Source organism: Bacillus sp. JJ1532 (assembly GCF_036965085.1).
Classification (GTDB): Bacteria; Bacillota; Bacilli; order Bacillales; family Cytobacillaceae; genus Cytobacillus.
Window position 1 is genome coordinate 85422 of record NZ_JBALOW010000013.1, and the last position, 21670, is coordinate 107091.

At 40.1% G+C, this 21670-nt stretch carries 16 protein-coding genes and 20 tRNA genes; 5 read left to right on the top strand and 31 right to left on the bottom strand.

Annotated features, from left to right (window positions below):
* Positions 1-71: 71 nt before the first annotated feature.
* Together V7122_RS05915 and V7122_RS05920 are read left to right on the top strand one after the other, a co-directional pair.
* Positions 72-1052 carry a metal ABC transporter solute-binding protein, Zn/Mn family gene (locus V7122_RS05915; protein WP_335526036.1) on the top strand — a complete coding sequence of 327 codons (981 nt, stop codon included), beginning with the start codon at positions 72-74 and terminating at the stop codon, positions 1050-1052.
* A 141-nt stretch (positions 1053-1193) separates the two neighbouring features.
* A complete protein-coding gene (locus tag V7122_RS05920; RefSeq protein WP_335353304.1) occupies positions 1194-1352 on the top strand; it encodes a DUF1540 domain-containing protein in 159 nt (52 codons plus the stop codon).
* A 51-nt stretch (positions 1353-1403) separates the two neighbouring features.
* Here V7122_RS05920 and V7122_RS05925 read toward each other — a convergent pair whose 3' ends face one another.
* From V7122_RS05925 to V7122_RS05945, 5 genes are all read right to left on the bottom strand, one after another.
* Entirely contained in the window at positions 1404-2864 is a 1461-nt protein-coding gene (locus V7122_RS05925; RefSeq protein WP_335526048.1) for an o-succinylbenzoate--CoA ligase, read from the bottom strand.
* A gap of 92 nt (positions 2865-2956) precedes the next feature.
* The gene (gene menB, locus V7122_RS05930) at positions 2957-3778 is read right to left on the bottom strand and encodes a 1,4-dihydroxy-2-naphthoyl-CoA synthase (protein ID WP_335345247.1); all 822 of its coding nucleotides are present in this window, start codon (positions 3776-3778) and stop codon (positions 2957-2959) included.
* A gap of 79 nt (positions 3779-3857) precedes the next feature.
* Positions 3858-4694, bottom strand: coding sequence for a 2-succinyl-6-hydroxy-2,4-cyclohexadiene-1-carboxylate synthase (gene menH, locus V7122_RS05935; protein ID WP_335526037.1), 837 nt, complete (start codon positions 4692-4694; stop codon positions 3858-3860).
* Positions 4694-6445 (bottom strand): 2-succinyl-5-enolpyruvyl-6-hydroxy-3-cyclohexene-1-carboxylic-acid synthase, encoded by a 1752-nt coding sequence (gene menD / locus V7122_RS05940; RefSeq protein WP_335526038.1) that lies wholly within the window; start codon positions 6443-6445, stop codon positions 4694-4696. Before menD ends, menH begins: the two co-directional genes overlap by 1 nt.
* A complete protein-coding gene (locus V7122_RS05945; protein ID WP_335526039.1) occupies positions 6442-7848 on the bottom strand; it encodes an isochorismate synthase in 1407 nt (468 codons plus the stop codon). The genes menD and V7122_RS05945 overlap by 4 nt, the downstream gene beginning before the upstream one ends.
* Positions 7849-8150: 302 nt before the next feature.
* Here V7122_RS05945 and V7122_RS05950 point away from each other — a divergent pair, with 302 nt between their 5' ends.
* Positions 8151-9080 carry a 1,4-dihydroxy-2-naphthoate polyprenyltransferase gene (locus V7122_RS05950; RefSeq protein ID WP_335526040.1) on the top strand — a complete coding sequence of 310 codons (930 nt, stop codon included), beginning with the start codon at positions 8151-8153 and terminating at the stop codon, positions 9078-9080.
* A gap of 186 nt (positions 9081-9266) precedes the next feature.
* Entirely contained in the window at positions 9267-10025 is a 759-nt protein-coding gene (locus V7122_RS05955) for a TraR/DksA C4-type zinc finger protein (protein WP_335345252.1), read from the top strand.
* Positions 10026-10324: 299 nt separating this feature from the next.
* Here the strand turns inward: V7122_RS05955 and V7122_RS05960 are convergent, their stop codons facing one another.
* The 5 genes from V7122_RS05960 to glgB all read right to left on the bottom strand — a co-directional run bounded on the left by V7122_RS05960 (position 10325) and on the right by glgB (position 18301).
* Positions 10325-12718, bottom strand: a complete 2394-nt coding sequence (locus tag V7122_RS05960; RefSeq protein WP_335526041.1) for a glycogen/starch/alpha-glucan phosphorylase — start codon at positions 12716-12718, stop codon at positions 10325-10327.
* A complete protein-coding gene (gene glgA / locus V7122_RS05965; protein ID WP_335526042.1) occupies positions 12708-14159 on the bottom strand; it encodes a glycogen synthase GlgA in 1452 nt (483 codons plus the stop codon). Before glgA ends, V7122_RS05960 begins: the two co-directional genes overlap by 11 nt.
* Positions 14156-15184 (bottom strand): sugar phosphate nucleotidyltransferase, encoded by a 1029-nt coding sequence (locus tag V7122_RS05970; RefSeq protein ID WP_335486756.1) that lies wholly within the window; start codon positions 15182-15184, stop codon positions 14156-14158. Before V7122_RS05970 ends, glgA begins: the two co-directional genes overlap by 4 nt.
* 89 nt (positions 15185-15273) lie before the next feature.
* Positions 15274-16419 carry a glucose-1-phosphate adenylyltransferase gene (locus V7122_RS05975; protein ID WP_335345256.1) on the bottom strand — a complete coding sequence of 382 codons (1146 nt, stop codon included), beginning with the start codon at positions 16417-16419 and terminating at the stop codon, positions 15274-15276.
* On the bottom strand, positions 16349-18301 hold the full coding sequence (gene glgB / locus V7122_RS05980; protein ID WP_335526043.1) for a 1,4-alpha-glucan branching protein GlgB: 1953 nt from the start codon (positions 18299-18301) through the stop codon (positions 16349-16351). The genes V7122_RS05975 and glgB overlap by 71 nt, the downstream gene beginning before the upstream one ends.
* Positions 18302-18675: 374 nt before the next feature.
* Here glgB and V7122_RS05985 point away from each other — a divergent pair, with 374 nt between their 5' ends.
* A complete protein-coding gene (locus V7122_RS05985) occupies positions 18676-18873 on the top strand; it encodes a hypothetical protein (RefSeq protein WP_335345258.1) in 198 nt (65 codons plus the stop codon).
* A 97-nt stretch (positions 18874-18970) separates the two neighbouring features.
* Here V7122_RS05985 and V7122_RS05990 read toward each other — a convergent pair whose 3' ends face one another.
* From V7122_RS05990 to V7122_RS06090, 21 genes are all read right to left on the bottom strand, one after another.
* Positions 18971-19588, bottom strand: a complete 618-nt coding sequence (locus V7122_RS05990) for an HAD-IA family hydrolase (protein WP_335526044.1) — start codon at positions 19586-19588, stop codon at positions 18971-18973.
* Between the two features lie 180 nt (positions 19589-19768).
* A tRNA-Glu gene (locus V7122_RS05995) sits at positions 19769-19840 on the bottom strand.
* A gap of 6 nt (positions 19841-19846) precedes the next feature.
* Positions 19847-19937 (bottom strand) — tRNA-Ser (locus V7122_RS06000).
* Between the two features lie 4 nt (positions 19938-19941).
* Positions 19942-20016, bottom strand: a tRNA-Asn gene (locus V7122_RS06005).
* Positions 20017-20034: 18 nt separating this feature from the next.
* Positions 20035-20111 (bottom strand) — tRNA-Ile (locus V7122_RS06010).
* A gap of 6 nt (positions 20112-20117) precedes the next feature.
* Positions 20118-20191, bottom strand: a tRNA-Gly gene (locus tag V7122_RS06015).
* A 17-nt stretch (positions 20192-20208) separates the two neighbouring features.
* A tRNA-Phe gene (locus tag V7122_RS06020) sits at positions 20209-20284 on the bottom strand.
* A 6-nt stretch (positions 20285-20290) separates the two neighbouring features.
* A tRNA-Asp gene (locus V7122_RS06025) sits at positions 20291-20367 on the bottom strand.
* 2 nt (positions 20368-20369) lie between these two features.
* A tRNA-Met gene (locus V7122_RS06030) sits at positions 20370-20443 on the bottom strand.
* A gap of 47 nt (positions 20444-20490) precedes the next feature.
* A tRNA-Ser gene (locus tag V7122_RS06035) sits at positions 20491-20583 on the bottom strand.
* A gap of 14 nt (positions 20584-20597) precedes the next feature.
* Positions 20598-20674 (bottom strand) — tRNA-Ile (locus V7122_RS06040).
* A 5-nt stretch (positions 20675-20679) separates the two neighbouring features.
* Positions 20680-20756, bottom strand: a tRNA-Met gene (locus tag V7122_RS06045).
* A gap of 34 nt (positions 20757-20790) precedes the next feature.
* Positions 20791-20866: transfer RNA gene (locus V7122_RS06050), tRNA-Ala, on the bottom strand.
* A 13-nt stretch (positions 20867-20879) separates the two neighbouring features.
* Positions 20880-20956, bottom strand: a tRNA-Pro gene (locus V7122_RS06055).
* Positions 20957-20979: 23 nt separating this feature from the next.
* A tRNA-Arg gene (locus V7122_RS06060) sits at positions 20980-21056 on the bottom strand.
* Between the two features lie 15 nt (positions 21057-21071).
* Positions 21072-21160, bottom strand: a tRNA-Leu gene (locus V7122_RS06065).
* 5 nt (positions 21161-21165) lie between these two features.
* Positions 21166-21240: transfer RNA gene (locus V7122_RS06070), tRNA-Gly, on the bottom strand.
* Positions 21241-21253: 13 nt separating this feature from the next.
* Positions 21254-21335: transfer RNA gene (locus V7122_RS06075), tRNA-Leu, on the bottom strand.
* A 9-nt stretch (positions 21336-21344) separates the two neighbouring features.
* Positions 21345-21420: transfer RNA gene (locus tag V7122_RS06080), tRNA-Lys, on the bottom strand.
* A gap of 65 nt (positions 21421-21485) precedes the next feature.
* A tRNA-Thr gene (locus tag V7122_RS06085) sits at positions 21486-21561 on the bottom strand.
* A 7-nt stretch (positions 21562-21568) separates the two neighbouring features.
* Positions 21569-21644 (bottom strand) — tRNA-Val (locus tag V7122_RS06090).
* Positions 21645-21670: the final 26 nt, after the last annotated feature.

Genomic DNA, 21670 nt, shown 5'->3' on the forward strand with positions numbered 1-21670 from the left:
ATTGCGCAATATTAAAAATTTTTTTATAATACAAATCGTAACGAGTACGCTTTACTTTAAGGGGAGAAAACATGAAAAAGATATTTATTTTGTTCTTAATGCTTAGTTTGTTTTTAACAGGCTGTGCTGCTGGGGAAGAAGAAAAAGAAAAGAACAACGATACATTAACTGTTTATACGACTGTCTATCCTTTGCAATACTTTGCTGAACGGATTGGCGGAAAGTATGTTGAAACTAAAACAGTGTATCCTCCTGGGGCTGATGAACACTCATTTGAACCTACACAAAAGGATATGATGAAATTAGCTGATGCAGACTTATTTATTTTTATCGGTCTTGGCTTAGAGGGCTTTGTCGAAAAGGCAAAGGAAATTTTAAAAGGCGAAGATGTTCAAATGATCGCAGCCGGAGAAAATGTGCACTTGGATACAAATATCGAAAAAGATAGCGCTCATGAGGAAGAAGACCACCATGATGATGAAGGAAGCCATGAAGAAGAACACCAAGAAGATGATGGTCATAACCATGGAGACATTGATCCACATATATGGATTGATCCTATTTATGCAAAGGATCTAGCTGAAGCAACAAAAAATGCACTAATTGAAAAGATGCCAAAACATAAAGATGACTTTAACGCGAATTATGATGAACTTATTAAAGAGCTCGATCAATTAAATAATGACTTTAAGACAATCGTTGATCAATCGAAGCATAAAGAAATAATTGTTTCCCATTCGGCATTTGGCTACTGGGAAAAGCGCTATGGAGTCGAGCAAATCAGTGTTTCAGGGTTAAATTCGTCTAGTGAACCTACACAAAAACAGCTGGAGAAAATTATTACTGAAGCTAAAGAACATGATTTAAAATATGTATTCTTTGAACAAAATGTAAGCTCTAAATTAACGGAAATCATTCAGAAAGAGCTCGGTGCAGAGCCTCTATATTTACACAATCTTTCTGTGCTAACAGAACATGATATTAACAATGATTCAACCTATTTTTCAATTATGAGTGAAAACTTAAAGGCACTTGAAAAAGCACTAAATTAGCCCTTCTCCCTCCATTTGGAGGGTTTTTCTTTTATTGTAATTCCTTCATATGGCAGGAATGAAGGAGAAGCCAGTTCCACAACCTAAATTAGGGTTACAAAAAAGGACCCTATTTTTTGAACTTAGAAGGAGTGGATCCTAATGGCAAAAGACGTTTTATGCGAAGTCAATAACTGTTCATATTGGGAAAAAGGAAATAAATGTGCAGCCGAGCAGATTTATGTAGTAAGCCATAAGGGGAAGACAGCTGATAATAGTAAAGAAACCGATTGTAAAACATTTGAACCATCATTTGGATAACACTTTGCATTAAGAGGCGCAATCATTGGGAAGCGCCTCTTTCCTTTAATTTTACATTAATTTTCGCAGTTCTCTTCTTAAAATTTTTTTTGAGGCATTCCTAGGAATTTCATCAAGGAATAGGATTTTTTTCGGTATTTTATATTTCGCAAGCTTCTGCTGGCAAAATTCGCGAATTTCTTCAGCAGCTACTTCATTTACTTTTACAACAAAAGCAATTGGAACCTCTCCCCATTGCTCATCCTTCATACCAATAACCCCTGCATCCGAAATACTTGGGTGAGAAACAAGCACACCTTCTATTTCAGCAGGATATATATTTTCACCGCCGGAAATAATTAAATCCGAGCGGCGATCCAGCACATATAGAAATCCTTCTTGATCCAATGTGCCAATATCACCTGTGGACAACCAGCCATTGACAATCTTTTTCTCTGTTTCAACTTCTTTGTTTAAATATCCGCTCGTGACATTAGGTCCTTTCACTAGAATTTCCCCTGCCTCATTTGGTCCCGCTTCTTCTCCATTTGATCGAACAATTTTTAACTGTGACGGGAATAATACCTTCCCGGCTGAGCCTAGTTTGCTCATGCTGTACTCTGGAGAGAGAGTTACGATCTGGGAGGAAGTTTCTGTCATGCCATATGTTTGGTAAACGGGGATTTGCTTATGTTTGCATTTTTCGAGTAAAGCTTTAGAGGCCGGGCCTCCTCCTAATAACATACAACGAAATTTTGAAGGCAAATGTTCATCTATTAGCTCTTCTTCAATCCGAGAAAGCATCGTGCTGACACTGGACATTATCGTTACTTGTTCACTTCGGATAGTTTGAATTGCCTCTTTTTCATCAAAGGCTTCCATAATCACCATCTTCATTCCGTATATGATGCTGCGCATTAGAATCGAATAGCCGCTAATATGAAATAACGGCACTGCGCACAGCCAGCAATCCTGCTCAGAGAGCCCAAGATTTAATGCTGAGCCAATTGCACTCCACCAATGATTGCCGTATGTTTGAAGCACACCTTTTGGATGTCCTGTCGTTCCTGAAGTATACATAACTGTACATATATCGTTTAAATTTATTTCTTCAATCATACTCGGATTAGAAGCAGGGGAATTGAAAAGTGTCTCTTTTTCAATAATCGTTACACCTGAAAGAACCGGTTTTATTTGATTAACTGTATTCGAAAATTTCTCTTCAGTTAACAATAAATCCGAATGCGAATCTTGCATTTGCCATGCTATTTCTGAAGGGGTCAAACGATTATTTAATATAACTGCCTTCACACCAAGCAAATGAAGGGCTAAATAAATGAAAACAGTGTCTACATGGCTGCTGAGCAATACTCCGGCAAACTGTCCCTTTTGGGCTCCATACCCCGTTAATTGGCCAGCTATTGTATGAGCTTTTTCATAAGCTTCGGAAAAAGTATATGTTTTTCCTGCAAAATGATAAGCAGGTCTGTCTGGTGTTAAAAAAGCTCTCTTTATTAAAAAGTTCTGCATCATATCCATTATTACACCTCATATAAAAGCATTAGACAAAACAGCCTGATGGCAGACCCATCAGGCTGTTTCTTATATATCTTGTCCAATCTAAATCAAGGAAAACGAGGGAATTGGCCAAAATCAGGCTTGCGCTTTTCCTTAAAGGCATCGCGGCCTTCTTTTGCTTCATCTGTTGTATAATAAAGCAATGTTGCGTCACCAGCAAATTGCTGAATACCAGCAAGACCGTCTGTATCCGCATTAAACGCAGCTTTAAGGAAACGAAGTGCAGTTGGGCTCTTATCAAGCATTTCTTCGCACCACTTAATTGTTTCCTCTTCCACTTGATCAAGCGGAACGACTGTATTAACAAGCCCCATGTCTAAAGCTTCTTGAGCATTATACTGGCGGCATAGATACCAAATTTCGCGTGCCTTTTTATGACCGACAATTCTTGCTAAATAGCCTGAGCCATACCCAGCATCAAAGCTTCCAACTTTCGGACCAGTTTGTCCAAAGACGGCATTATCTGCAGCAATGGTTAAATCACAAACGATATGGAGAACATGTCCCCCACCGATCGCATACCCTTTAACCATAGCAACAACTGGTTTTGGAATGACACGAATTAAACGCTGTAAATCAAGAACGTTCAAGCGCGGGATTTGATCGTCCCCAACATAGCCTCCATGACCGCGTACAGACTGATCTCCACCTGAACAGAAAGCTTTATCTCCTGCACCAGTTAGGACGATAACCCCAACATTTGCATCATCACGTGCATAAGCGAAAGCATCAATTAGCTCGGATACTGTTCTTGGCGTGAAAGCATTATGTTTTTCTGGACGGTTAATCGTGATCTTTGCTATTCCGTTGTATGTTTCATAAATAATTTCTTCATACTTGCGTCCGGCAATCCATTCTACTGCTGACATGACGGAATCCTCCTTTTATGTAATTAACAAATATCTTAATTCAGCGCTAATAGCTAGCACTGATTTCTCTTCAAACGTATCAAAAAGGATTGCTATTTGGATCCTTTTCATACGATAAGAATTCATTTACTATTGTACCAAATAATTCTGGTTTCTCCACATGAATTGCATGTCCACTTTTATCAATGGAAATCCAAGTTCCATTTTTTAATTCCTTATGCATTTCTTTTGCTATTTGACAAAATTTACTGTCCATATCACCTGTTATTAAAAGTACAGGAAAAGAAATCTCATGAAGCCTCTCCCACCACGAAGTTTGAGCGCCTGAGCCCATTCCTCTAAGACTATTAGACAAACCTACTGCCGAGTTACTTAATCGCTCTGTTCTAATATGTTGCCGAATATCCTCTGAGAGTCCTTTCTGGCTTTGAAAAAGGGGGATATTCTCCCAGTAATCCACAAAATCCTCAATCCCCTGTTCTTGAATTCGACTGGCAAGCTTCTCGTCCTGAAGGCGCCTTGCTTCCCTTTCATCTTCTGATTTTAGTCCAGGTGTTGAGCTCTCTAGAATGAGCTTTCTAACCGTTTGAGGATATTGTAGAGCAAACGTCAGAGCTAATCTTCCACCCATGGAATAGCCTAATAAATTAGTTTGTCCAATTCCTAGCCTCTGCAAAATAGTATGTAAATCCTCCGCCACTGCCTCAATATCATATTTTGATACATCAGTAGGAGAATCCGATTTGCCATGACCAATAATATCAACAGCAATGACATGATAATTTTGCCAATAAGGCTTGAATCTAATCCATGAAGCACCACTTCCAGTAAAGCCGTGAAGCAATAGTAAAGGGGTCCCCTCTAAGGAGCCCCACCTATCAATATGATATTGAATGCCGTTGATAACAAAATCCATCAGCATTCGACCTCCAGGAATCGACTTATTTCCCGGGAAACCTCATCCCATAGCTCTCGATGCTCACTAATATTTTTCTCCCGGTTTGTTGTAATTTCCATTACCTTTAATCCAGATCTATCTTTATTTTGATTCATAACAGAAGAAAAATGCTCCCAATCTGAAATTAAATCATATTGCCCTCCGTACATTTCTACAGCATATTGAAACTTCAAATCTAGTGGGGTTCCAAATAGCTTTTCAAAGTTTTTCGGGTGACTGGCTTGCGGCAGAAAAGAGAATATTCCTCCGCCATTATTATTGATTAAAAGAATATTAATATCAATTCCATATTGTTTAGCGGCAATTAATCCATTCATATCGTGGAAAAAAGTTAAATCACCTAGGACTAAATATAGCGGTTGCAGGCATGTCCCTGCTCCAAGAGCAGTAGAAATTACTCCATCTATACCGTTTGCCCCACGGTTAGCCATTATCCTTATCGACTTATCATTAAGATGGAAGAAAGTATCTAAATCCCTTATAGGCATGCTATTGCCGACAAATAATACGGCTCCTTCAGGAAGCATATTGGCAAGCTGATAAAATAACTTCCCTTCGCTTAATTCAGTTACTTCTTCTATTTTTGCTAGGCAGCTGCGGGTAAGCTGATTGACCTTCTCCCACTTCTCAAGGAAACTCTCTTCCTTCACATCCTTAATAAATGGTAGAATAGCTTGGCAAAACCTCGTTTCCTGGCAATAAATCATTTCAGAGGATACCATCCCCGGATCCCGCCATCCTGCACCGCCATCAATAACGAATTGGGGTACATCATGATTCTCTTTTAAGAATATGGTTAATGGCTTAGAAACAGGCAAAGCCCCAAAACGAATAATGACATCAGGCTTTAGTTCACGCTTTGCTTTATCGCTTTTCAAAATCGTATCATATGTATCAATAATTTGTGCTCCACTATGCGTTCCGCTTCTTAGCTGGGAAAGCGGGTCTGCTAGTATGGGGAACTGAAGCTTTTCAGCAAGATTAATAACGGCAGCCTTAAACCCCTCTGTCTCAATTGGACCGCAAACGATGATCCCTCTTTTATATGACTGGATGCTTTCACCCAACTCTTTAAATTGTTCATTCGATAATGTCCATTCACTTGGCTGAATCCCGACATATCCCCCAGCTCTTTCCGTTACCTCGAACAAGTCTTCCCTGTCCAATCGTGGAATTAGCGGCTCCCTAAATGGGAAATTCAAATGGACAGGCCCTGCTGGAGACTGCAGAGCAGTAGAAGCTGCTCTTGCACATACTGTACGTGCATATCTAATCATCTCTACAGTATTTTCAGGAGGTGCCATTTCTACAAACCATTTTACATGTTTTCCGTACAAATGAATTTGATCGATCGCCTGTGGCGCGCCAACATCTCTTAATTCATGCGGTCTATCAGCCGTTAGAACAATTAAAGGCACCCTCGATACATTCGCTTCCACAATAGCAGGAAAATAGTTAGCTGCGGCTGTGCCTGAAGTACATAAAATCGCCACGGGCCTTTTCGAAGCTTTAGCAATCCCTAAAGCAAAAAAGGCAGCCGAACGTTCGTCTACATGTATATGTACACGAAGTTCAGGATGCTCAAGGATGACCATTGCCATTGGGGTAGATCTAGAACCAGGACTTACGACAACATCCTCTACCCCATTATTTACTAGCTCAGTCACGAATGCAGCAATATAAGAGGTTAGTGCTTCTTGATGATTCATTTATTTATACCTCCTAATGCTCTTAGCATTGGTCTAAATTTAATCTTCGTTTCGATATACTCACTCTCTGGATTCGAATCCTTCACAACACCACAGCCAGCAAAGATTGAAGCTTCATCCTTTTGGATAAGGCCGGAACGAATAGAAACAGCAAATTCGCCATTCCCTTTATAGTCAAGCCAACCTAGCGGTGCACCGTAAAAACCCCTGTCCAAATCTTCTACTTCTCTGATTTTCTCTACTGCTGCTTGCTTTGGCAGTCCTCCTAAAGCAGGAGTTGGATGCAGGCGATCAACTAAATTGAGTAATGAGGTATCTTCCTTCGCCTTTCCAATGACAGGCGTATAAAGATGCTGAATGTCTCTCGTTTTTAGAAGCTGCGTTTTTTCAGGCAATAATACTTCCTCACAAGATTCTTCCATCGCCTCTTTAATCATTTGCACAACATATTGATGCTCAATTAAGTTCTTACGGTCATTTAATAATTCTTCACCAAGCTGATTATCTTCCTTCTCCGACTTGCCTCTTGCAATTGATCCAGCAAGACATGTCGTAAAAAGGCTTTTTCCGCTCTTTTTGATAAGCCGTTCTGGAGAAGCCCCAATAAAACAATCACCATTTGATTCAAATGCAAAAATAAAGCTCTCTCTTTGAAGATTCAATAGCTGTGAAAGTACTTGTTCCACTTGAACATGTTTGTCAAAAAATAATCTTGTTTCCCTCGCCAAAACGACCTTTTCTATTGAACCTTGCTTTAATTCATTCACAATGGAACGGACCTGTTCCTTCCATTTTTCAGGATTAATTTCTAACTCATTATTTAATTGATGGCCTTCATTATTTCGAATGTCTAATAGGGAAGTGAAAAGTGCCTGCCTCTCTAAGTGAATAACATCAATAAGAGACTCATCATCATTTTGTGTACAAAGCACATTCGTTGTTAAATAGGCCTTTCCTTTTATTTCACTGTACATAAAAGTCGGAATATGAAACAATGAATCCGAAAATTTCTCCCAGAGTTTTGATTTCTCTTTAATAGGATCAAAGGAAAAACCGCCAAACATAAGAGGACCTATTCCATCTATTTCAAACCGGTTATAAATAATGGCATCTTGAATAAAGCGCTTCCACTCTTTTTCAACATGAAAAAAACGGCCAGCTGCCTGATCCGATTGAATTTGATTGCATCTTCCCATCCCAATAATGAACGTTTCATCTGATGGATCTTTCCAAAAAAAACGTTCACCTAAAAAAGCTTCACGGCCTGCCGTGAAAAAAGTAAGAGGATCTATAGGATTAATCTGCTGAACTTCACTTACTAAAACTGGTTTAGATAAGGCCTTTGCCCTATCAATCGCTTCAAGGATCCCGTCTTTTAGTTCCGTTTCTGTTATGGTAACCAAAAAAATCCCTCCAACAATACCTATTAACCGTTATTCCTTCATATAAACTTATTTTAACATACACTTATTCTCATTCATATGTCAATTATAGTCATGTTCAGGACTGGTTTTTCTAATTTAATGAAAAGAAGAAAAATTCATCTTTATCGGCTTTCAATTTGTACCATTGACACTTACTTTCTTCCCGCTTAGACTTAGGATGGAAAGCCTTTATTACGGTCATTTTTGACAGAAGACATCCTATCCTTTATAATAAATAGGTTTGATATTATAGATTATATTGATGACAAGGGGAGAGTTTTATGCAAACACAAATGCATACAAGTATTCCGCCTACCAACTCTAGGGATTGGAGGGTTTGGTGGCAGCTGACAAGACCTCATACTCTTACCGCTGCTTTTGTACCAGTACTACTTGGAACGGCCTTAGCTCTTCAGGATACAAGCATTCATTTTGGATTATTTTTTGCTATGTTGATTGCAAGCTTGCTGATACAAGCTGCAACGAATATGTTTAATGAATATTACGATTTTAAAAGAGGGCTCGATAATGAAGAATCTGTTGGGATTGGTGGAGCTATTGTACGTGATGGCATACATCCAAAGACAGTTCTTAAGCTGGCCCTTGGTTTATATGGTGTTTCGATCTTAATTGGAGTATACATTTGTATGAACAGCAGCTGGTGGTTAGCTTTGATCGGAATCATTTGTATGTTTGTAGGCTATCTTTACACCGGAGGACCATTTCCAATTGCGTACACGCCATTTGGTGAAATTGCTGCTGGATTTTTCATGGGCATGCTGATTATTCTCATTTCGTTCTTTATTCAAACTGGAACAGTAACGGAAACAAGTATTTTAGTGTCGATCCCTATATTGATTCTTGTCGGTGCTATTATGTTATCTAATAATATACGTGATTTGGACGGCGATAAAGAGTTTGGCAGAAAAACGCTGGCGATTTTATTAGGAAGAAAAGGCGCCATTCAATTGCTTGCTAGTATGTTTATTATTTCTTATGCATGGGTTTTCATTCTTATTGCCATGAATATTATTTCACCTTGGTTAGCGATTGTTGTTCTAAGCGCTCCGAAAGCGATTAAAGCAACGAAAGGTTTTATTGGAAAAACAATTCCAATTCAAATGATGCCTGCAATGAAGGCAACTGCTCAAACGAATACGATTTTTGGATTTTTATTATCAATCGGTTTATTTATTGGTTATTTTTTATAAGAAATACTTTAACCCTTGTACATAACAAGGGTTTTTTTCATGTTTAAAAAGGGAAGGTTCACTATAGGGCTTCAGCATTTCAGTAATTATTTTTTAAGGTAAAGCTCATACTAAACACATATGATTGTCAACTGCTTGCTGTTTTAAAATAGCTCGAATCGAATTTGATGAGGATGTGATATTGTTTTGTTATCGTCTGAACAACTCAACCAATTAATGCGTCAATTAGAAGAGGAGAAAACATCTTTAGAATCACAGCTTCATGGAAATAAGGAAGGCAGTCTAGAAGGCGTAAATGCAAGAGAAACAGTTGGCGAGTTATCTGCTTATGATAATCACCCTGCAGACATGGGGACTGAATTATATGACAGAACAAAGGATTTTGCCCTTGAGGAGCATCATGATTCCCAGTTAAATAAAGTAAATGCCGCGTTGGAGGCAATCCATACAGGTTCTTATGGGAAATGTACAGTATGTGGCGAGGACATCCCATTCGAAAGGCTAGAGGTTGTCCCTTATACATTATACTGTAAGGATCATAGCCCTGAACAAATTGTACCAGGTGACCGCCCAGTGGAAGAGGATGTACTGGAGCCAGCACATGGAAATACATTTCAGCATCACCAGTTTAGAGAGGTTGTTGATAATGAAGACAGCTTCCAAGAGGTTGCCCGTTACGGTACATCTGAAACCCCATCCGACCTTAGAGGCGATTATGAAGATTATAATTCCCTTTATAACGAAGGGCATGATGATGAAGGCTTTACGGAGGATTATGAAACCTTTATTGCTAATAACATTGAAGGGACAGATAGAATCATTTATCCTTCGAAAAAGCATGAAGAATACGAAGCCATGCTTGATGAAGTCGGCACCGATACACAGTTTGGCGATTTACACTATCGATATACAGATGGTTATGTAGAAGAGGAAGAAGAAGAATAATTTATGAAAGGGGCAGTCTTAATTATTGTAGATAAAAATCCAAATTGGCAGAAACATTTGGAGGATTTATTACAATAGCAGTAAGCTGCCCCTTTAAAGATGGTTTTGACGGGGCTTTCTCCAAAATGCTTACATTAGGCCTTACTATGTTAGGGTTTTGATGAGATTTCCTTCAAAATGCTTACATTGGGCCCTTCTATGTTAGTTTTTTTCAAAATCCTCTACCAATTTAGTTCATGGAACGCTCACACAGCTTAGTGAGAAGGGTGCAAATTGCACCCTTTCATACTTTCAACATCCTAAATAGACTGAATCCTCCATATCTCTTCAGCATACTCACGAATTGTGCGGTCGCTGGAAAAATAACCAGAAGCAGCAATATTTCTCAAGCTCATTTTCAGCCATTTACTTTGATCTTCATATGCTATTCCTGCCTGCCTCTGAATATTCACATAAGAATCAAAATCCCTCAGTACAAAATATTGATCATTTTCCGTAAGTAATGAATCAAAAATCGGTTCAAATTCATCATCAGCTTCCGGGAAAAAACCATTAATTAATTGATCGGCTACTTGACGAATTCTTTTGTCATGATGATAGTAATCCATTGAATTGTAACCGCCATGCTGATAATATTGAAGAACTTTGTCAGCAGTAAGGCCAAAAATAAAGATATTTTCCGGACCTGCCTTTTCCATTATTTCAACATTTGCCCCGTCCAGAGTCCCTACCGTTAGAGCGCCATTCATCATAAATTTCATGTTTCCAGTACCAGAAGCCTCCTTACTGGCAGTAGAAATTTGCTCGCTTACATCTGCCGCTGGAAAAACCTCTTCAGCTATAGAGACACGATAATTTTCGAGGAAAATGACCTTTAACTTTTCATTAGTCCTGGCATCCCGGTTGACTTTATCCGCGACTGTATTGATGAGCTTAATAATTTTCTTTGCATAATAGTATCCGGGAGAGGCTTTGGCTCCAAAGATAAAAGTACGCGGGTGCATATTGAAGCTTGAATCCTCTTTTAGCTGATTATATAAATACATGACATGCAAAATATTGAGTAACTGCCTTTTATAAGCATGGAGGCGTTTTACCTGAATATCAAATATAGAGGAGGGATCTACCACAATGCCGGTCTGATTGTTAATTCTTCTAGCGAGCCTTTCCTTATTTTGCTGTTTAATGCGGGATAAGTTTTGAAGAAAAGCTTTGTCTTCTTCAAATTTGTTTAATTGACTAAGTTGGGCTGGTTCTCGAACCCATTCACTTCCAATTCCATCCGTAATAAGCCCAGAGAGAAGGGGATTGGCTTTTAACAGCCATCTTCTATGAGTAATGCCATTTGTTTTATTATTAAATTTTTCAGGGAATACGTGATAAAAAGAGCTCATTTCCCTTTTCTTCAAAATTTCAGTATGAAGGGCAGCTACCCCATTTACGCTATAGCTTCCGACAAGGGCGAGGTGAGCCATCCTCACTTCTTCATGGGCGATTATTGCCATACTTTCGATATGTTCCCATTCACCAGGATACAAATCCCAAAGCTGTTGGCAAAACCGCTCGTTGATTTCTTCTACTATCATATAAATCCGCGGCAGCAGAGGCTGAAATAAACGGACTGCCCATTTTTCCAGCGCTTCTGACAAGGTTGTATGATTCGTATATGAAATCGTGTTCACGGTAATATACCAAGCCTCATCCCATCCCATGCACTCTTCATCGATTAATATTCGCATTAACTCTGGGATAGCTAGGACAGGGTGTGTATCGTTAATATGAATACTTACATATTCGTGAAAATCATGTAAAGTCTCATGCTGCTTTTTATAGGAGCGAATAATCGACCTAATGCTTGCTGAAACAAGAAAATATTGCTGTTTTAACCGAAGTATTTTTCCCTCATCATGTGTATCGTCCGGATATAGAAATTCAGAAACGGACTCTGTTTCCCGTTTATATTTCATAATATCCTTATGAATAGGGTAGGGCGAGGGTTCCGCATTCCAGAGTCTGAGGGTATTTACCGTTTCCGTCTTGTAACCGACAATTGGCAAATCATAAGGGACAGCCGAAATCAGTTCCGCTTTCTCGTGCCGAAATACGAGCCGACCATTTTCTTCCCTAGCTTCAACACTCCCCCAAAAAGGAACCTCAATTGCTAAATCCGCTCTCCTAACCTCCCACACATGCCCATGCCGCAACCATTGCTCTGGCAGCTCAATTTGATAGCCATCAACAATCTTCTGCTCAAATAAACCGTGCTTATAGCGGATCCCGCAGCCATGCCCCGGCAAATTTGACGAGGCTAGAGAGTCCATGAAACAGGCAGCTAGTCTCCCAAGCCCTCCGTTCCCTAATCCTGCATCAGCCTCTATCTCATCCAATTCATATAAATCTATCCCTAAATCCTTTAATCCAGCCTTCACAACATCCTCTAGCCCTAAGTTAAGCAAATTATGATGGAGCAGCCGGCCAAGCAAGAACTCGATGGAAATATAGTAAACTTGCTTGCCTCTATTACTTCGATAACGTTCATTCGTGTTGATCCAGCTAGTGCTGACATATTCCCTAATCATATTTCCTATTGTAAAGTAATGGTCCCTTTTCGTGCTTTCTCCAAAGCTTTTTCCACATATCATTTCCAGCCTTTTTAAGAAAGACTCTTTGAACTCTTCCTTATTAGAAAACATGACTTTCACTCCTAGAGATGATTTCGGAATATAGACCATTGTATTTTTCAGCAGACTGCGCCCAACTAAAATCCGCTGTCATGGCATTTCTGACAATGTTTCTCCAGTACAATTCATCCCGATAAAAGCGGAGTGCCTTTTGCACGGTAAACAGCATGTCATGGGCATTAAAATGGCCAAATGTAAAGCCGGTTCCTTCACCAGTAAGTTCATTAAAAGACTGAACTGTATCATTTAATCCACCTGTTTCTCTAACAACAGGAATAGCGCCATATTTCATTGCGATCATTTGCCCAAGGCCACACGGCTCAAATTTTGATGGCATTAGAAAGAGATCAGCTCCAGCGTACAGCTGGTGTGCCAGTTCCTCATCAAAGCCAATATAAGCTCTGCATTTTTCTGGATAAGCCCATTCCATCTCTCGGAAAAATTGCTCAAACTGAATATCACCTGTTCCCAGTATAATCATTTGGATATCCTCCGACATGAGCTCCTGGAAAACACAGCGAACAAGATCAATTCCCTTTTGCTCTGTTAATCTCGTAATCATCGCAACTAAAGGGGTATTCATAAGACTTGGAAGCCCAAATTTCTCCTGAATATATCTTTTATTAACCTGTTTCCTTTCAATTGCCTCAGGATTATATCTCTCCAATAGGCAGGGATCATTCTTCGGATCATAGAGGGCTGCATCTATCCCATTTATGATCCCTTCAAAATCATCCATCCTCTTCTTTAACAATCCATGTAGCCTTTCCCCGTAGTGCTCCATTTGAATCTCATGCATATATGTGGGGCTCACTGTTGTAATCTTATCTGCTGCAACAATGGCACCCTTCATAAAGCTAATTTGCCCGTAGAATTCCAGATGATCGATATGAAAATATTGATTGCTCAGTCCAAATAAATCCTGCAGAGCCTCACGTGGCATAATTCCTTGAAACTTTAAGTTATGAATAGTAAACACCGTGCGGATGTCTTTATAGCTCTCTATCGCCTGATACTGAGCTTTTAATAGAAACGGAATCATCCCCGTATGCCAATCATGACAATGTATAATGTCCGGGAAGAAATCGATCAACTCGAGACAATCCAAAACTGCCCTATTAAAATAAGCAAACCGCTCCCCATCGTCAAAATATCCATATAAATTTTCCCGAAAAAAATAATATTCATTGTCTATAAAATAATAGGTGATCCCCTCGAATTTAAGTTCTTCGATCCCGCAATACTGATTTCTCCACCCTACCTGCACGGAAAATTCTGCAGTCTTTTTCATTTTAACTTTATATTCTTCATTTATAGATTGGTATTTTGGGAGGATAACTCGGATATCTGTGCCTAGCTTTTTGATTTCCTTAGGAAGAGAACCAGCAACGTCAGCCAGTCCTCCCGATTTTACAAATGGAACACATTCGGATACAACAAACAATACTTTCACGAATTCATCAGAGCTCCTTGCACGGTTCCTTTTTGAATGACATACGGAGATTGACTTGAACCAGCTAAAACAGTTCCAGATGCGACCTTCACATCTTTATCTAAAATAACCGAATCCAAATGGCAATTTTCCCCTATCTGGCTTTTTTGCATAATAATGCAATTTTTAATAACTGAGCCTTTTCCAATCTTAACACCGCGAGAGATAATACTATTTTTGATATCCCCCATAATTTGGCACCCATTAGCAATCATGGAATGCTGTACTGATGCCCCTTCGAAATATCTTGCAGGCGGTTCATCCTTTACCTTTGTATAAATCGGGTTCTCCTGAGGAAACAGCTCTCTCCAAATATGCGGCTGTAGAAGGTCCATGCTTACTTGAAAATACGTTTGAATAGAATCAATCTTTTCTGCAAAGCCATCATATTCATAGCTGCATATTAAGTAAGAGTGGTTTAAATCATTGACGACATCGTTCATGCAAGTATATCCTGTATGTTCACGTGACTTAATGAGTTCTATTAGAAAAGACGTCTTTACTAAGTACATTTCCAGGGACCGCCCCTGTTGGCGGATTTCCGTTATATCACACCCCGCATGAATATGCAGGTCTAGAACAGGGCGAAAATCCATATTAAAGACCGTAAAGCAATTTGCGATAAGTGCGTATTCCTGATTACTTCGGTAAAAATAATCTAAGTTTGCAGCAAAATGATTAAAGGAGCCAATTCCATTTTGGGATCCTTCAATCATTGGTGATGGGAAAAAGAAAAGGCCATCTCTTTTTCTATTAAGGTCCCAATTCTTCCCTGAACCTAAATGATCCATTAATGAGCGATATTGAAATTTAGGGAAAATCGCTACACTTTCTATATCAGAATTCACCATATTGGAAAGAATAAAGTCGATAAGGCGGTACCTGCCGGCAAAGGGGACCGCTCCAAGCGATCGATGAATCATCAGCTCCCCCAATTCTTCGTGATAGGTTGTTGCATCAATTACACCAAGCAAACGATTCTTCACAATCTTTCCCTCCCACAGTCAATAGCTGCACACTCTACAAATTTTGTCATCAAAACCACTTTCCCCCAGCCGTACTAAAAAACTGTTTTTTAAGAAACATATTTTCGAAGCATTTCTTCTGAAACTAATACAATCTCATCGTTTTCCATTGAACCGCTAATCATCATTCCATCAGGTATATGGATATTGGAAGGAATAATGGCTTTTTCAATCATAACGTTTTTACCAATTTTGGCATTAGGCATGACCACAGCTTCACGTATGAATGATCCTTTCCCGACTGTTACCCCTTGGAAAAGAACTGACTTATCAATATTTCCCTCAATGGTACAGCCTTCGTTAATAAGAGATCCTGTAATTTTTGCCTCAGTTGAAATATATTGTGGCGGATGATTCGGGTTAACGGAGTAAATCCGCCAATTATAATCAAATAAATTTAATTCACATGTCTCATCTAATAAGTCCATATTAGCCTCCCAAAGGCTTTTAACGGTTCCGACATCCTTCCAATAGCCTTTAAACGGGTAAGCATATAACTGCTTTTCTTCTGCTAAAAGTAACGGAATAATATCCTTGCCAAAGTCATGGCTGGAATTAGGGTCTTTTGCATCCCTTTCTAAATATTCCTTTAGAAGGGACCAATTGAATATGTATATACCCATGGAAGCCAAATTATTTTTTGGCACATCCGGTTTTTCCTCAAATTGGGTAATCACCATTTCATCACTCGTATTCATAATTCCGAATCGGCTTGCTTCTTCCCAAGGAACTTCAATAACTGAAATCGTGGCATCGGCACCTTTTTCAATATGGTAATTAAGCATGAGTTCATAATTCATTTTATAAATATGGTCACCTGAAAGGACCAATACGTATTCTGGGTTATGTTGCTTTAAATAATTGATATTCTGATAAATGGCGCTCGCTGTTCCCGTATACCACTTGACCTCAGATGATTCACTGTAAGGCGGGAGAACGGTAACTCCGCCATTTCTTCGATCTAAGTCCCAGGCACTTCCGATTCCTATATAAGAATTCAAAACAAGTGGCTGATATTGCGTCAGCACCCCAACTGTATCAATGCCTGAATTTGTACAATTGCTCAAAGTGAAATCAATAATCCGATACTTCCCTCCAAAGGGCACTGCAGGCTTAGCTAGGTTTTCAGTCAACGAATGGAGTCTGCTCCCTTTCCCTCCGGCCAATAACATGGCTACGCACTTCTTCCTTACCATTTCCTTTTCTCTCCTTTCGATGCTTAACAGGTCGTAATATCGATACGCCAAAGGGGGCTATCGTCATTTTTACCGAATATGGCTTCCCATGATACGGTTCATCTTCCGTCTTTAAAACCTTCTTATTTATAAAGCCAGCTCCACCAAATTCCGCTTTATCACCATTAAATATTTCCCTGTATGACCCCTTTTGAGGAACACCTACCCAATAATCTTCATAAACACGCTCTGTAAAATTACAGATGACAATCAAATGCTCGCCTTCCCTTGTTCCTTTGCGGATAAAAGAAAAGATCGATTGCTGATGGTTATTTACATCAATCCACTCAAAGCCCTCTTGAAGAAAATCCATCTCGAAAAACGGCCTTGAACGCTTATATAGCTTCAGCAATTCCTTTACATACCCATTTAATTTCATATGCATATCGTACTCAAGCAAATGCCAATCAAGCTGCTCATTAGTCTTCCATTCTGAAAATTGCCCTAGTTCTGTCCCCATAAATAATAGTTTTTTTCCAGGGTGAGCAATCATATAGCCTAACAACAGTCGCAGCTGGGCAAACTTGCTCCAGTAATCACCCGGCATCTTATCTAGAAGTGACCTTTTCCCATGAACTACCTCATCATGAGAAAAGGGTAGAACAAAGTTTTCTTTAAAGGCATACAACAAGGAAAAGGTCATTTTTCCATGAACATTCGACCGAGAATCAGGTGTTGTTTCCATATAGCTAAGGACATCATTCATCCAGCCCATATTCCATTTGTATTGGAAGCCTAGTCCGCCGTAATGTACGGGTGAGGTCACTTGCGGCCATTCACTCGAGTCCTCAGCCATCATTAAGAATGAAGGATCACGCTCATAAATGGTCTTGTTTAGTTTTTGTAAAAAGTGGATGCCCAATGGATTTTCCGTTTCCTCATGTCGATTCGGCCAATAAATAATATTCGATACGGCATCAAGGCGGAAACCATCAATGTGATAGGTTTCCATCCAGAAAAGCGCATTTGAAATTAGAAAGCTATGTACTTCACTTTTTCCAAAATTAAAGTTTGCCGTACCCCAAACAGCATTTTCACTGTCCCAAGGATTTTCATATTCATACAAATTTGTTCCGTCAAACTTATATAGCCCATGAGCATCCTTGCAAAAATGTCCAGGCACCCAATCAAGAATAACCCCGATGCCGTTTTGATGGCATTGATCAATAAAATACATAAAATCATGTGGCCTACCATAGCGGCTTGTGACGGAATAATAGCCTGTTCCCTGATAGCCCCACGATTCGTCGAGCGGGTGCTCGACAAGGGGTAACAATTCAATATGGGTAAATCCAAGCTCCACAATATACGGAATTAATTCAGCGGCTAGTTCTTTATACGATAAGAAGCGGCCATCCTTTGTCTTTCGCCACGATCCTAAATGGACTTCATAAATGGCCATTGGCTCTGATAGGCTATTTCTTTTTTCTCTTTTCTGCATCCAATGATCGTCATTCCACTGATAGCCATCAAGAGAGTAAACAATGGAAGCTGTATCCGGCCTTTTTTCCGAATAAAAGCTAAACGGGTCCGATTTCAAAAAACACTTGCCTTCTTTTGTAATCATTTCATATTTGTATAAACACCCCTGTAGATCCATATCAATATGAGTCATCCAAATTCCTTCATTATTTACTCTATGTAAGTGGTACCCCTCTCCATTCCAATCATTAAAATCACCAACTAATCTGACAATTTCCACATTCGGTGCCCAGACACAAAACCGAGTCTTTACCTTTTCATCTTCTTTCATAATATGTGCACCAAAGAGTCGATAACTTTCAAAAAGGGTACCCTCATGAAATAAATGCATTTGATAGTCTGTTGGAAAAACTGTGTTCATGTCGCTCTTCTCCTTCTAACTGCAATAGCTTCCATGATTATATTCGAGTGATTTGGAAAAAGACCTTGTAAAGTTTTTCTAAACTTTTTGACAACAAACTTAACAATTTGCCAATTAACAGCAAGATATAAAGGTAATCTTGAAATTTCGACATAATTTATTGCCTGGATTGACAAAATAAAACATGCAGCACTGTGAATTCAGAGCTTTACTTACTTTTGGACAAGACTCTTGAATAGCTTTTTGTTGGGGGTGAGTATTGAGACGAACTAATGATGACCGGGCCTTGCATATAACAGCTGGTTCTGGCACCAGCCTGGGTTGATGGTTCCGGCTTCTTACACAAAACTATTTATTTAAAGGAGACATATAAATTGAGTAATAAAGAAGAAGAGTTTTTAATTAAAGAGGCTTCTAAAGATGAAGTGAAGGTCCCCCTATTTGGACCACCAGATGGAAAGATTATTGCAGTTGGAGAAATGTTTAGAGGTCCGTCCACTGGCATAACATCGGAATTTGACCTTGATAACCCTGGAAGGAAATTGCGTGAAAAAGATGAAAGGTTTGACTAGCATAAAAGACCAGATTAAAAAAAGCGCTTGGAATTGCATTTTTCCAAGCGTTTAAGAATGACTAAAGATATCTTTTGGTGAATTAAATTGGGATATTCTAAATGATGTGCAGAATTTCATCTGGCGTTTGAATCATATAATCAGGATTTTCAGATTGAACCACTTCTATGCCATCATAGCCCCAACCAACCCATATAACTTTTACATTACACTTCTTGCAGGCAACGATATCCCGATGCTCATCTCCTACATAAATAACCTCGGAAGACTGCACATTGTGAGATTTTAAGAACTTTTTTATCATTTTATCCTTACCAAAAATGCGACTGGAACAAAGAATATCAGTTACCTTAACGTCATTACGATTTAAGAACTGCCTAATATTTTCCTCTGAATTAGAAGAAATAATGGCCGTATGGTAACCTCTACTCTCTAATTCATTTAATAATTCCTTTATCCCTTCAAATAGGGTCACGTCTAATATTGATTGGCGATAGGCTGTGTAGAATTCCGGCATCACAATGGGCAATTTATACATTGGAAAATTTAACAACTTACTTCGTTCTTTAATGGTTAGTTTTTTTAAATCCTCTAACCTATCATGCTCTAGTTTTTTAAATCGGTGCTTTTCAGCTAGATGATTCCAGGCAGAAACAAATGCATATTGAGAATTGGCAATCGTTCCATCAAAATCAAAAATAATATACTTAATCATTTTTTGTTTCTCCTTATGGCTTTTCTATGTTATTCCTCTCACTTAAATTGTGTATTTGCCCTATATACAAAAAATACCATAGAATCTTAGTCCATGGTATCTTTTTACATCCAGATCTATAATTAACTATAAATAAGTAAAAAAAAAGCTGCCAACACAATTGGTTGACAACCTTTTTTATGACCCGTACGGGATTCGAACCCGTGTTACCGCCGTGAAAGGGCGGTGTCTTAACCGCTTGACCAACGGGCCTTATAATGGCGGAGAAGGAGGGATTTGAACCCTCGCGCCGCTTACGCGACCTACACCCTTAGCAGGGGCGCCTCTTCAGCCTCTTGAGTACTTCCCCATAATGGCTCCGCAGGTAGGATTCGAACCTACGACCGTTCGGTTAACAGCCGAATGCTCTACCACTGAGCTACTGCGGAACAAAGATAAAATAAAAATGGTGGGCCTAAATGGACTCGAACCATCGACCTCACGCTTATCAGGCGTGCGCTCTAACCAGCTGAGCTATAGGCCCATATTTTGGAGCGGGTGAAGGGAATCGAACCCTCATCAACAGCTTGGAAGGCTGTGGTTTTACCACTAAACTACACCCGCATTTAGTAATAATTAAATGGTGGCTCAGGACGGAATCGAACCGCCGACACAAGGATTTTCAGTCCTTTGCTCTACCGACTGAGCTACTGAGCCACAATATGGCGGTCCGGACGGGACTCGAACCCGCGACCTCCTGCGTGACAGGCAGGCATTCTAACCAACTGAACTACCGGACCAATTGCGGGGACAGGATTTGAACCTGCGACCTTCGGGTTATGAGCCCGACGAGCTACCGGACTGCTCCACCCCGCGGTAATAATATTTATATGATTTTTACTATGCTCATATTTAGCATAATATGGAGGAGGAAAGGGGATTCGAACCCCTGCGCGGTTTGACCCGCCTGTCGGTTTTCAAGACCGATCCCTTCAGCCGGACTTGGGTATTCCTCCAAATAATAAACATATGGTGGACCTTGTAGGACTCGAACCTACGACCGGACGGTTATGAGCCGTCTGCTCTAACCAGCTGAGCTAAAGGTCCTAATTTGGTAGCGGCGGAGGGGGTCGAACCCACGACCTTACGGGTATGAACCGTACGCTCTAGCCAGCTGAGCTACACCGCCAAATTAAGGATTATATTTAATTATATATTAAATATGGTGGAGCCTAGCGGGATCGAACCGCTGACCTCCTGCGTGCAAGGCAGGCGCTCTCCCAGCTGAGCTAAGGCCCCATATTATTCAAGATGGTCGGGAAGACAGGATTCGAACCTGCGACCCCTTGGTCCCAAACCAAGTGCTCTACCAAGCTGAGCTACTTCCCGAAAAAACTTATTATTTGATATAATGGCGCGCCCGAAAGGAGTCGAACCCATAACCTTCTGATCCGTAGTCAGACGCTCTATCCAATTGAGCTACGGGCGCATTATTATATATCAATGGTGCCGAGGACCGGAATCGAACCGGTACGGTAGTCACCTACCGCAGGATTTTAAGTCCTGTGCGTCTGCCAGTTCCGCCACCCCGGCATGTTTGGAGCGGAAGACTGGATTCGAACCCGCGACCCCCACCTTGGCAAGGTGGTGTTCTACCACTGAACTACTTCCGCTTATCTTTATGAATGCGGGTGAAGGGAGTCGAACCCCCACGCCTCGCGGCGCCAGATCCTAAGTCTGGTGCGTCTGCCAATTCCGCCACACCCGCATATATAAATGGTGAGCCATGAAGGACTCGAACCTTCGACCCTCTGATTAAAAGTCAGATGCTCTACCGACTGAGCTAATGGCTCGGAATAAAATGTTGTTTCCTAAATCTTGAATCCTTTACCGACTGAGCTAATCGCTCTAAACTACGTGGTGCCGGCCAGAGGACTCGAACCCCCAACCTACTGATTACAAGTCAGTTGCTCTACCAATTGAGCTAGGCCGGCATATTGATGGTGGAGGATGACGGGATCGAACCGCCGACCCTCTGCTTGTAAGGCAGATGCTCTCCCAGCTGAGCTAATCCTCCATTTATTAAAGCCTAGCGACGTCCTA

What these genes read in the sequence shown, in the direction of transcription:
- V7122_RS05915 (WP_335526036.1), top strand. Translation starts at nt 72, where the DNA reads ATGAAAAAGATATTTATTTTGTTCTTAATGCTTAGTTTGTTTTTAACA.
- V7122_RS05920 (WP_335353304.1), top strand. Translation starts at nt 1,194, where the DNA reads ATGGCAAAAGACGTTTTATGCGAAGTCAATAACTGTTCATATTGGGAA.
- V7122_RS05925 (WP_335526048.1), bottom strand. Translation starts at nt 2,864, where the DNA reads ATGATGCAGAACTTTTTAATAAAGAGAGCTTTTTTAACACCAGACAGA.
- menB (WP_335345247.1), bottom strand. Translation starts at nt 3,778, where the DNA reads ATGTCAGCAGTAGAATGGATTGCCGGACGCAAGTATGAAGAAATTATT.
- menH (WP_335526037.1), bottom strand. Translation starts at nt 4,694, where the DNA reads ATGGATTTTGTTATCAACGGCATTCAATATCATATTGATAGGTGGGGC.
- menD (WP_335526038.1), bottom strand. Translation starts at nt 6,445, where the DNA reads ATGAATCATCAAGAAGCACTAACCTCTTATATTGCTGCATTCGTGACT.
- V7122_RS05950 (WP_335526040.1), top strand. Translation starts at nt 8,151, where the DNA reads ATGCAAACACAAATGCATACAAGTATTCCGCCTACCAACTCTAGGGAT.
- V7122_RS05960 (WP_335526041.1), bottom strand. Translation starts at nt 12,718, where the DNA reads ATGTTTTCTAATAAGGAAGAGTTCAAAGAGTCTTTCTTAAAAAGGCTG.
- V7122_RS05975 (WP_335345256.1), bottom strand. Translation starts at nt 16,419, where the DNA reads ATGGTAAGGAAGAAGTGCGTAGCCATGTTATTGGCCGGAGGGAAAGGG.
- glgB (WP_335526043.1), bottom strand. Translation starts at nt 18,301, where the DNA reads ATGAACACAGTTTTTCCAACAGACTATCAAATGCATTTATTTCATGAG.
- V7122_RS05990 (WP_335526044.1), bottom strand. Translation starts at nt 19,588, where the DNA reads ATGATTAAGTATATTATTTTTGATTTTGATGGAACGATTGCCAATTCT.